The sequence below is a fragment of the Bacillus infantis genome (genome assembly GCF_008180445.1).
GTDB classification, from domain to species: Bacteria; Bacillota; Bacilli; order Bacillales; family Cytobacillaceae; genus Bacillus_AB; species Bacillus_AB infantis_B.
In genome coordinates, this window is record NZ_VTER01000006.1 from 42,788 (window position 1) to 54,724 (window position 11,937).

At 42.3% G+C, this 11,937-nt stretch carries 9 protein-coding genes; 1 reads left to right on the top strand and 8 read right to left on the bottom strand.

The window, feature by feature from the left end; all coding sequences use genetic code 11:
* Positions 1–92: 92 nt before the first annotated feature.
* Genes FZD51_RS11510 through FZD51_RS11520 form a run of 3 tightly spaced genes read right to left on the bottom strand, consistent with a single transcriptional unit; the run spans position 93 to position 3,351 of the window.
* Positions 93–1,613, bottom strand: coding sequence for an extracellular solute-binding protein (locus FZD51_RS11510; protein ID WP_148974912.1), 1,521 nt, complete (start codon positions 1,611–1,613; stop codon positions 93–95).
* 52 nt (positions 1,614–1,665) lie between these two features.
* Complete coding sequence (locus tag FZD51_RS11515; RefSeq protein ID WP_148974913.1) at positions 1,666–2,331, bottom strand: YesL family protein; 666 nt, start codon at positions 2,329–2,331, stop codon at positions 1,666–1,668.
* A gap of 36 nt (positions 2,332–2,367) precedes the next feature.
* On the bottom strand, positions 2,368–3,351 hold the full coding sequence (locus FZD51_RS11520; RefSeq protein WP_148974914.1) for an ABC transporter permease: 984 nt from the start codon (positions 3,349–3,351) through the stop codon (positions 2,368–2,370).
* A 351-nt stretch (positions 3,352–3,702) separates the two neighbouring features.
* On the opposite strand from FZD51_RS11520, the gene FZD51_RS11525 reads away from it, so the two are divergent.
* Positions 3,703–4,572 (top strand): carbohydrate ABC transporter permease, encoded by an 870-nt coding sequence (locus FZD51_RS11525; protein ID WP_009791026.1) that lies wholly within the window; start codon positions 3,703–3,705, stop codon positions 4,570–4,572.
* 186 nt (positions 4,573–4,758) lie between these two features.
* On the opposite strand, the gene FZD51_RS11530 is transcribed toward FZD51_RS11525, so the two are convergent.
* The 5 genes from FZD51_RS11530 to FZD51_RS11550 form a co-directional block, all read right to left on the bottom strand.
* Complete coding sequence (locus tag FZD51_RS11530; RefSeq protein WP_148974915.1) at positions 4,759–5,523, bottom strand: NAD-dependent epimerase/dehydratase family protein; 765 nt, start codon at positions 5,521–5,523, stop codon at positions 4,759–4,761.
* Between the two features lie 306 nt (positions 5,524–5,829).
* On the bottom strand, positions 5,830–6,732 hold the full coding sequence (locus FZD51_RS11535; protein WP_148974916.1) for a dienelactone hydrolase family protein: 903 nt from the start codon (positions 6,730–6,732) through the stop codon (positions 5,830–5,832).
* Positions 6,729–8,060, bottom strand: coding sequence for a glycoside hydrolase family 28 protein (locus FZD51_RS11540; RefSeq protein WP_148974917.1), 1,332 nt, complete (start codon positions 8,058–8,060; stop codon positions 6,729–6,731). The genes FZD51_RS11535 and FZD51_RS11540 overlap by 4 nt, the downstream gene beginning before the upstream one ends.
* Entirely contained in the window at positions 8,041–9,189 is a 1,149-nt protein-coding gene (locus FZD51_RS11545) for a glycoside hydrolase family 88/105 protein (protein ID WP_148974918.1), read from the bottom strand. The genes FZD51_RS11540 and FZD51_RS11545 overlap by 20 nt, the downstream gene beginning before the upstream one ends.
* Before the next feature lie 461 nt (positions 9,190–9,650).
* Positions 9,651–11,873, bottom strand: coding sequence for a helix-turn-helix transcriptional regulator (locus FZD51_RS11550; protein WP_262380889.1), 2,223 nt, complete (start codon positions 11,871–11,873; stop codon positions 9,651–9,653).
* Positions 11,874–11,937: the final 64 nt, after the last annotated feature.

The window sequence follows — 11,937 nt, forward strand, 5'->3', positions numbered from 1 at the left end:
TCACCCTATTAGTTTTTTTAGAAAACACGTTGAACAAAAGGAATGGTCCTTCCTTCAGGATAAAAGGAAGGACCGCATATTAAAGCTTGTTATTACTTGTTTGCTTTTTCATAGGCTTCTTCGTATTCTTTCTTCATTTGGTCTCCGCCTGATTCTTTCCATCTGTTAATCTCAGCTTTAAACCCTTTATCATCGATTTCTCCCATGATGTATTTAATAGTAGCATCAATGATCAGCTTTTGGAGTTCTGTTCCCCTTTCACTGGCTGTTGGTGACTCAAGCGGAACAGATGGGTCCATGACTGCAAATTCATCATTTTCTGAAATCATTTCATTTACCAATTGCTTATCAGGATCAGCGTCAGTTAGTTTATAAGTAATTTCACTTGGTCTGGAGCCTGAGAAGCCTTGAACCTCTTTTTGCCACAGTTCATTATCCAGAATGGTATAGGCATCATTATCATCAATGGTATAGTGAGTTTCCTTGATGCCGCCTGTCATCAGCATGAAAACGTCTTCATTTATTAAATCGTTAACAAATTGGAGAACTGCTTTTAATTCTTCTTCTGTTTTAACAGCTGATTTAGGGAACGCCAGCAATCCGTTAACACCGTTGCCTTCGGACCAGATTCTGTATTCACCGTCCGGGCCGGCAATTTTATTCTGGGGAACGATTGCCACATTATTATTAATTCCCTCCGCCAGGTTTTTTAACTGTGTAATACTTATTAGACCTGCATAAATTCCTGCTTTTCCTTGTGCAAATTTTTGCAGCTGGTCATCTTTTGAAGTAACGGCAAAGTCCTGGTCAAGATAACCATTTTTATATAGTTCTCTTGAATATTTCATTGTTTCCATATATTCATCTGTTTCATGTTCTGGTGTAAATTGTCCATTGCTGTCTACTGCCCAGCCATTTGGTACACCAAAGTAAGATGCAAGTGTTTTAAAGCTGCCGTATCTCAGCTCATTACGGTCACTCCAGCCAAACGTATCTTTTTTTCCATTTCCATCAGGATCATCTTCTGTGAACGCTTTCGCGACTTCAAACAATTCATCCAAATTCCCAGGAACCTTCATGCCAAGATTATCAAGCCAGTCTTTTCTGATTAACACACCGCCGCGGGCGAAATCCTTCTGGAATGGAACACCGTATAGATTTCCTTCTATAGAAGCTGCTGTGCGGCGATCCTCCGAAATTTTTTTCAAATTAGGATAATCATCGAGGTATTCGCTCACTTCCCAAAATACACCTGATTTCAATGCCTGTCTGACAGACGAGTTTGTTACAAGAGTTGATGGCAAAGAAATGATATCATCCAATTCTCCTGAAGCAATCGATGCAATCATCCGCTCATCCTTAGTAGCATCCGGAATCCAATTAAATGTTAGGTTGGTGTCAGTCGCTTCTTCAATTTTCTTTTCTATCACATCGTTTGGAGCTGTTGCTACATAAAGGATCGGGCTCCAGCTGATATTAGCTTTTCCGTCCGCGTCAACAGCTGCTTTTGTACTGCTTGCCTCATCTTCCTTGCTGCAAGCACCCAGAATGAGTGATGAGGCCAATATCGTGCCCGCTGCTAAGACTTTTCCAAACTTTTTGGGTTTCACCATGTTTACATCCTCCTAGATAATATAAAATTTATTGGGAAAAGCAAAAGTTAATTTAATGGCTAAGTTTCTTGCTTAGAGAAGGCGTGTTAGCCTCACCACCTCCTTCAATGGGATCAGCATCTGCCTGCAATTCTATTCTCTTAAATACCTGAATTGCCATCCACATGATGGTGTATGCGCCTAAACTAATTCCGAAGAGAACAACCGTTATTGGTATAAACATTAAAAGAATAAAATAAATCACAGCGAGAGCAGCAAATAACATCAATGTATACTGCAAATACGATATGCCGAACAGCAGGGAACACTTCAGCTTCAGCGTGACACTCTTCCAATCATAGTGTACCAATATTGGAAAAATATAGATTGATGAAATGAAGTAAAGTACACCGACCACAATCAGCAGACCTCTTAAAACTTGCGACTCTACATATAGCAAGTCAACGTAAAGGATCATTCCTCCTGCAGTGTAAAGCAGGCCGATTACTGAAGCTTCTTTAAAACCTGTCTTATAAGCATGATAGAATGCCTGAAAAATGGGAATTTCTTTGTTTCCTCTAATCCATTGTCTAAGCACTGTAAACATTGCGTAAGAAGAAGGTCCAATCCCCAAAACTATTAATCCCAAAAAGGTGAAAAAGAACCATAGCAGCTGAATATAAACCAGCTTGAGTAGACTGATGCAAAAGTTGTTGAAGCGTTCTCCAATCCTGCTCATAAGCTCATCGGGACCTCCCCTATAAATATTTTAATTCTAATACAATCCTTCTTCGCCGAATTTTTTTGCTAACCGGTTTGCCCCTACGACGAGAATCAGACCAACAAGCCCTTTAAATAGTCCTACAGCAGTACTGAAGCTTAACTGTCCGTTCTTCATGCCTGCTGTGTATACATAGGTATCGAATATTTCCATTGCTTCTCTGTTGATTGAGTTTAATAGCAGATAAACGTGTTCAAACCCTAAATCTAGAGTATGGCCGATTTTCAGAATTAACATGATAATTATAATTGGTCTAATTGCGGGCAAAGTAATGTGCCAAATTTGTCGCAGCCGGCTCGCACCATCCATTTTGGCTGCTTCATATAACCCTGGATCCACTGCAGTTACAGCTGCCAAGTAAATGATGGTGGACCAGCCCATTTCTTTCCATATAATTTGAAGGGTATAAATGATCCTTGACCATGTTCCATCTGTCAAAAAAGGTATTTTTTCTCCGCCCATGCCGGCAATTAATGCATTGATTGCTCCGCCGTCCTGCGCTAAAAATACATAACAAATGGAAACTATGATAACCCAGCTCATAAAGTGCGGGATATAAATAATCGTTTGAACCCCGCTTTTTAAATATTTATTTTTCACCTCATTTAACATAAGGGCCAAAACGATTGGTATCGGAAAGAAAATGAATAAGTTTAATGCAAATAGCAAAAGTGTATTCCCAAGCAGCATAAAGAATGTAGGTTCCGTAAATAACCGTTCAAAGTGTTTGAAGCCAACCCATGGACTATTAGCTATTCCTAAGAATGGCTGATAGTCCTGGAAGGCGATAATGATTCCTCCCATTGGAAGGTATTTGAAGATAATAAAGTATATGATACCGGGAATCATCATTAAATACAGCCACTTATTTCTCACAATTCCAGCGAAAGTCTTTTTCCTGGATTTTTTGACTGCTTTCTTATTGAGACCCGGTAAAATACTTTGCTGATCCTCTGCAACAGTAGCGGACTCTCTCATCAGAAACTCCTCCTTCATTAAATATTTTTTTATTAAGTTTTTATGGCTTTTGTGTTTCAGAGTACAATTCAAAGGTATAAAAAAACTGGTATAACGTCTACAATCATTCAGTTAGATTAAGCTCAGAACCCTGGTGTGAAAGCGCTTTCTGATATCAATCATATAAAATGATTATCTATTTATGTAAATGAGTATCTACTTTAGAATTCTTGAAGAGTGATAAAAGAACGCAATGTATGTTCTTTCCCCCCATATTACCAGGTGGAAGGAAAATGATTATGGACGTACCATTTTTCAGGTTGATATAGTTAACTCAAGAAAATATTAACTTCATTATGGAGGGATTCTCAAATGCACGACAAATCTTTTGGGAATCGCATATTTGACTTTGTTAACCATGCGATCCTATTACTCATCGCCTTAGCCTGCCTTATTCCCTTTATTAACGTGATTGCCAGCTCGTTCGCAACGACAGAAGAGATGGTGGCTAAAGATTTCATCTTGTTCCCTACTACTTTTTCACTGAGTGCTTATGAGTATATCTTTTCAACACCAACGATTTTTAAAAGTATGACTGTATCGATCCTGGTAACATTAGTCGGAACATTTGTCAGTATGGTTTTAACAGCTTTTATGGCCTATTCATTGTCACGAAGGTATTTAACAGGAAGAAGTGCAATTAATTTTCTTGTAGTGTTTACAATGTTATTTAGCGGGGGGATGATTCCTACCTATCTAGTAGTAAAGAGCCTGGGTTTAATCGACTCTTACTGGTCTTTAATTTTGCCAATAGCGATTAATGCGTTTAATCTTATTATTATGAGAAACTTTTTTTCAGCCATTCCAGATAGCCTGGAAGAATCAGCTAAAGTGGATGGATGCAACGACTTAATGATCTTCTTTAAAATCATGCTTCCATTATCGCTTCCCTCGATTGCCACCATTTCTTTGTTCTACGCGGTGGCATATTGGAATCAGTATACAAACGCCATCCTTTATCTGACTGATTCTAATAAGTGGCCGGTTCAAGTATTGCTTCGCCAAATTGTTATCGTATCAAGCGGTATGCAGGCAGACTCATCTGCAGTAGATGTGGTACCGCCTGCTCAAACCGTTAAGATGGCTGTTATAACTGTGGCAACGGTTCCAATGCTTATCGTTTATCCGTTCCTGCAGAAATATTTCGTTAAAGGAGCAATGGTTGGTTCTGTGAAGGCTTAAAAACCTTACCCTGGCATACCTGAAATTTTCAATGAACTAAGAAGTATAAATACAAAAAAAAGCAGCTGTTACAGCTGCTTTTTTGCTTTACTATTAATCAGGATCATACAATCAGATTCCTCCAGCCAAACATAGCCCATTTCAATTTCAAGTGCCATATTAGTCTTCCAGGACCAGCCTACTGGTTTATTCAGTATTCTCTTTCAATATCTGCTGTGCATTTTTCTTTGAAACGAACCCAAGCTCTTTCCAGGCTGTTTCTGTAGACCAGGGTTTATCAGGATTGTCTGATACACCGTAGTAGGTGCCATTTTTAACAGTCGACTGGAAGGCCAGATCAAACAGCTGTACAGCATCTTCATGTGATAAGAGAGTTCTGTGCAGCCTTTCATCTTCCTTCACGGCTTCCTTTTCATCTGGATGAACGCTTCCGATCCTTAAATTGATCACTGAAAGGCCATTTTTTTCGTTACGGGCCATAATTCGCCCGATGCCTTCAGATGCATACTTTAAAACACCGTACAGCCCTATTGATATAGGAAAATCCTGGGGTGTGATCTCTCTGCCCAAAGAAGAATAGCCATCCTTTTCATAATAATCAGCTGCATGATTGCTGCTTGCAAATACAACTTTGGGAATTCCGAGGGAAGCGGCAGCATGAAGGATATAGAATGAAGCGATAAAATGGATGCTGGTCATCATGTGGAATTCCTGGAGATGCTCCAGGTCATTGTCTGTCTTGATTGTCAGCAGATTAACAAGCACATCCGTATCCTTTGGAATGTTTTCCACAAGGTCCTCATAATCTGCTGCATCTGTTTGAATAAACTCTGCTGTCTGTTCAGGTTTTTTTTTATCAAGAATGACGATTTCGTATTTGGAGCTAAGGCCGTTATACAATACCGTGCCAATCGTACCCGAACCGCCAACAAGGGTGATTTTCTTTCTCATCCGATTCCCCTCCTGTTCATGTAAGCGCTGTAATTTTTATTTAAATTACCCTTCTATACAATCGTTATTCCTATTTACAGGAAATCTTTGCTAGCTTGAGAGCGGGCAGAGAGGCGGATGCTGTTTTAAACATATGTAAAACAGAGAAACAGACAATATGCCCCGGAAGTTAATGGCAAAAAAAAAGGCCGGAATAGTTTATTCCGATACCCTTTCTTTATAAGCCTTTCATTCTCAGGCCCGCAAAAGGACGAGTGCCCAAGTCCTAAGTTGTATGTCATTCTATTGAAATCTTTTTTGAGATGTTCACAGATGATCTATTAAAAAAGCTTTCCATAATTCTCTCATTTCCTTCGTTTCCTGATGTCCGCCTGTCAGGATCCGTCCTTCCCAATGCCCGGGAGCCTGCTGCTTTTCATAAAAATCCTTCAGGCGGCTGTTCAAAAATACAGCTCCTTCTGCCGGACAAAGGCGGTCGCCCTTGCCAATCACGCTAAGGCGCGCCCTAGGTACAATCAACTCCTGGACTGCTAAAGTTGAAAAATGCTTCAGCAGACCCGGAACATAATAATAGAAGCCATGATGGTCAAGGCCGCGCTTTTCGATAAGTGTTTCGATGTGCACCTGGGCTGCAATGTCAATTGAAACTTTGATCCTTTCGTCCAGTGCGGAGAGCCACCAGCTCATCAGTCCGCCCATTGACATTCCGATGGAGGCAAGGCGTTCTCCATCCACATCAGCGCGGCTCTGAAGATAATCAATCAGGGACATGCTGTCAAAGACCCTCATCCCCCACAATGTTTGGCCCTTCAGCAGCATCTCCTTGACCAATTCGCTTTCCTGCTTTCCTTGTCTTTCATTGAAGCCCCACATATCTATGGCACAGACAGCAAATCCCAGCCCGGTGATCTCTTCAATGAAAGGGTGTTCAACCAGGTAAGGGCTGCCTGTCAGCAGCTCGTCTTTGCCGTTCTCAATATTCCCGCCATGAGAATGGCAGTAAATGACGGCAGGCAAAGGGCCGGATGCATCAATAGGCTTTGCAAAATAGGCAGGCACTGTTTCCAAGCCATTCAGGCTCAGCATCAATGTCTCCAGAACATAGCCCTGCCTTTTCTCAATCCTAAGCACCTGGTGCTCATTATTTTCTGGAACAGAGCGGTCACCCAGCAGGCTCAGAAGCTTCCGGCGTTTATCTGCAGCTGTCATTTTGCCGCCACTTCCCTGACCAGCTCTTCTCCTTCCTTTGTGTTCCTTGATTTGCAGGAGATGACTTGAACATCCCCGCTGTGTTCTATATGGAAGGCTGGCCCTTCATGATTTTCAATCGTCACCCGGCTGAACAGGACATCCTTCGCAAAGCCGACGTAAAAGCCGCGGTTTGCCATATCCTCAATCCCGGCCATCATGGCAGGCTTGCCGGGTACGGCTTCCTCTGCCAGTGAAATATCAATCTGGCTGAAGGTTATATCGGATGCATACTGTTCGGCAAGGCCATAAATGAATCCTGCCGATGCGTGTACATTCCTGGCCGTAATATTGGAGAAATGGAGACGGCGGAACATAGGCGTTTCAGAAGTCACGGGATAGGGATTTTTATCCCATACATATTGATCCTTCCCGCGCGGTCCGCAGAAATAGTAAAGATTGATAATGAATGGGCAGATAACTCCCTCCATCACAATATTGTCAACCCGGACATCCTCTACAACACCGCCGCGGCCGCGTCTGGATTTAAAGCGGATTCCCCTGTCAGTATCCTGAAAGACGCAATTGCTGATTGTGACATTGCGGATATCCCCGCTCATTTCACTGCCGAACACGACAGCTCCATGGCCATGGACCATCGTACAATTGGTAATCGTGATATTCTCGCAGGCGACTCTTTCTTCGGTATCCTCTGTGCCCGACTTTATGGCAATGCAGTCATCCCCGACATCAATATGGCAATTGCTGATCCTCACATTTCTGCACGATTCCGGGTCTATTCCATCTGTATTTGGAGAGTCGGCTGGATTCAGGATTGAAACATTATCTACGGTTATGTCCTGGCAGCAGATTGGATTAACGGTCCAGCTTGGAGAGTTGATCAGGCGTACATCACGCAGTGTAATATGCTCACAGTGGTCAAAGCTGATCAGCTTCGGACGCGGATATTTCAGCTCCTCCCTGCGGTTCCTGAAGATATCCCACCATTCCATTCCATTACCGTCAATCGTTCCAAATCCAGTTACAGCAATATTCCTGGCTCCTTCTGCAAACAGGCACGATGCGTATACCTTACGCTTAACACCCTCCCAGCGCGATGTTACTACTGGATAATCCTCCTGCTTGTCGGAAAACTTTAAAAGAGCGCCATTCTCCAGGTGAAGTTCAATATTATCTTTAAGGAATAATGCGCCAGTGAGGAACTCGCCGGCTGGAATCACCACCTTGCCGCCGCCATTCTGATAGGCTTCATCAATGGCCTTTTGGATGCCTTCGGTTGCAAGTCCAGCATTCCCTTTTAAATATTCGCTAATATGATAGACTGCCATGATCAACGCTCCTGTTCATCAGATATTCAAACTCTGCCGCTGCCTGCAAAAATGCCCCAAGCCCTTTCTGGTCATTGCAGGTAACCGGCTCACTAATATAATAGGCATATGTCCCATCCCTCTTATCTGGGCCGCCGAGACCTGCTACCTGGCAGTTTTTGTTCAAATTTACCCAGCCTTCTTTTGTCAAAAGAACAAATTCATCAAGCAGACCTTGATGGGATTTTTGCAGCTGCGATTCCCACTTTTCCCGATCGAGGACCCCCAGCCGGATTCCCCGGGCAATTGCACAGACAATCATGCTGCTGCAGGATGATTCGAGATAGTTTCCTTTTTCATTTGGCTTATCGACAATCTGATGCCACACACCGCTTTCTTCATCCTGATAGTTGAGCAGCGCTTCAAGAGTATTTTCAAGCACTTTGACAAGAAAGCCCCTGCCTGGAGTGACCTCTGGAATGGCCTCCAGAACATCGGTGAGCGCGAGCAGATACCAGCCCATGGATCGGCCCCAGAAATTGGCCGACAGGCCCGTTTCTTTATCTGCCCAAAGCTGCTCCTTTTTCTCATCCCAGGCGTGATACAGCAGTCCGGTTTTTTCATCTAATAAATGGCTGAAGCTTATCTTGAATTGGCTGATGATATCTTCAAGCCCTTCTCCATCCATAAATGCCATCTGGTATTCCGCATAAAAAGGGGCACCCATATATAATCCATCAAGCCATATTTGAGAGGGGTAGATCTTTTTATGCCAAAAAGCGCCTTCTGAGGTGCGCGGGTGTGTTTCCAGCTGCCTGCGGAGTAGATCGGCTGCTTTTTTGTACTTCTCATCTCCAGTTTCACGATATAACACAAATAGCAGCTTCCCGTTGTTGATATGGTCAATATTGTAATCATCCATCTCATACCGGCTGATGGAGCCGTCTTCATTGATGAAGTGATCCATATTCTCTTTTATAAACTGAAAATACTTCCGGTCTCCGGTACTCTTCCATACGAGATGGAATCCTTTTAGAACCACACCATAATCATATGCCCATTTGCCATTATAGCCCTTGTCCTCGAACAATAAGGGAGTTCTATCCATAATGGAATCGGCTGTCCTGACAGACCAATTTCTATCCTGCACTTGTAATATCCCTCCATTTTCTAATTTAAGTTTGAATTGGGAGAGAGGTTCTTAGCCTCCCGTCCCCATTCTCCAACTGCGTTGCGGTTGCTTTTATTCATATTTGATTACCTGCCAGGCAGCCTTTTTGGGAAAGTGCTCCCTTCTGGCTTAATGGCACTTAATGCTTTAAGGATACTAAAAACAAGAAAATTCCGTATATAATCATTTTGTGATTACGCTTACAAAGGCTGGTATATCAATGATTTAAGAAATAATAGCGTAAAAATGATACTTTTAAACTGTAAAACTGTTTATGTCTATCAGTTGGTTTAAAAATGTATTTAATATTCATATGGGCACACAGATTGGATTGCTTATCCTTTTGTCCAGAATTTATCTACAGTGATAAATGGTAGCTTAGTAAGCATAGCAGTATAACAAAAGCTTCTTCACAGGGAAGAAGCTTTTGCATTGTTTCATTATTGGCGGTATTCTTTTCGATAGTCCCCGGGAGTCTTGCCCAATTTCTTTTTGAAGAAACGGATAAAATTCTGTGAGTTGCGGTATTGCAGCTTCTCGGCTATCTCTTTAATTGTCATATCCGTTTCCTTCAGCCACATCTGCGCCATTTGGAGCCGGTAATTCATTAAATAATCCACAAAATTCTCCCCATATTCCTTCTTAAACACATTACTTAAATAATTCGGGTTGTAATGAAGCCTGTCAGCAATGATGTCGAGGGAGATTTCCTGATCAAATTCACTTTGGATAATATAGACAATTTTATCGGATATGTTTTTGAAGCCCTGTTCTGTATTGCTCTGCGTACTGATGATGACCGGCTGAATCAGCTGCTGGTAAAGCATGTCTTTGATTATTTCCGGATAATAGGCATTCATGGCAGTCTGGTAGAGCTTCTTTATATTCTCGAATATATTCGACTCTGCTCCAAGCAGCTGTCCTAATTGGACAAGATCATTAATCACCCTGATTAGAGTGACACCCAGACTGATTGGGTTTTTGTTCAGTCTGAAAATTTCATCGACAAGCAAACCTGTCAGATTCCGAACCTCTTCCTCCCTGCCTGAGCGGATTGCGCTCATCAATTCATTGTGCAATTCAATCGGAAATTTGGAAATCGAAGCATCATTCAGCATTGAGGAAATGTCGTGGTAAAATATGATGCTTTCAGGCCCGACATTTACACGGTAATGCAGCGATTCTTTTGCCAGATCCACTGCTTTTTTGCTGTCGATCAATGAATGATACACAGGGCTGACCCCAACGCTCACAACCAGATTGAGCGTTTCCTTTACTTTTTCCTGGATTTCCTCGTAATACATCATAATTCGCCTTTCGGCTTCCTGTTCATTGTCACAGGCAAAGATCATCGCTTGCATCTCATCATTAAGAACAATCGGGATCAGCCTTTCCTCCTTCGGTACGATCTCGCGGACTATATGATTGATTGCCAGCAGAAAGATATCTTTATCTGCATTCTGCCCGCCGTCCATTTGGTCAATTTGGATAAGGCCGGTATAAAAGACCTTGTCTGTTCCAAAATGGTAGTCAAACTGCTCAAGCCTGTGCTGGATATCCTTTTCAGCAATTCGCTTCCTAAACAGACTCAGCACAAATAACGTTTCAAGCTCCGGCTTTTGCTTTGATAAGCTTTCAGTGAGCAATTCATTCTGATCGACGATCCTATCAACAGAGGCAGCCAGGAAGGAAAGCTCATTTTGCTTACGGCTGATGCCGCCCTGTGACAATCTTTCCTGGATTTTTTTGATTGGCCTGGAATAAGAGTCTGCCAAAAGGTAGGATGTTCCGCCGACAAGAAGGGTTAAGATGACAGAAGCAAGAATCAGCCCCATCCTAGTATTGTGGATGATGCTTCCGATTTCGTTTTCGTTGATTTCCACAAGATACAGCCAATGGTTATAATCAGCCTCAAGGAAAACATAAGTTTTTCCGTTGTCAGCTTTATAGACGTCCGCTTTCTCCTCTGCTGCTTCGGCAGCAGCTTTCACCTCATCGAAGCTTGTTTCCGTCAGGCTGCTCCCCTTGTTCACACTGGAATATAAGAGCTTATCGTGGCTGTTATAAATTTCAACCGCATTATCTTGTTCCCCGACAATTTGATCAATGCTCCTTCTCGGGATATTGGCAATTCCCAGGGCAAATTTCTCGCGCTGATAAAATGGTAGTGTCATGACCATTTCTATGCCTTCTTCCGTCGGCTTCCAGAAGAGATTCCGGTCATTTTCATTTATGTATTGGTCCTTATACGCATTATATTCTTCAGGGGTCAGCTTCTTTAGAGATTCATTAACGATTCCCCATTTTTCCGCCAGGCTGATGAGCCTGTATTTGCTGCCCTCAATTCCCATCATCTCTATATAGCTCATTTCTTTGATGATATCCTGGTATACCTCAAAGTCCCTGCCTGAAAGCGGCCTTGTGAAAACTTCCTTAAAGCTTGCTGTAGAGCTGTAGGCGGTATAGCCATATTCAATGGTCCTGACCTTCTGCTCGACATTATGCAGAATTTGTTTGGTGTAGCTTTCCTTATCCTTTAGAAAGCTTTCCTCAACTGAATTGTAAGTCGAGTTATAGATAAAAATGCTGAAGCCTGCCACTAGACCTATCCCCAATAAAAAGAATGGGATAAACAGCTTGTAAAACACTCTGCCATTCCTCAAAATGTTCAACTCCTTGTTTTCCGCCATATCATAAATGAAAGCGTTATCAACAATCTATAAATGA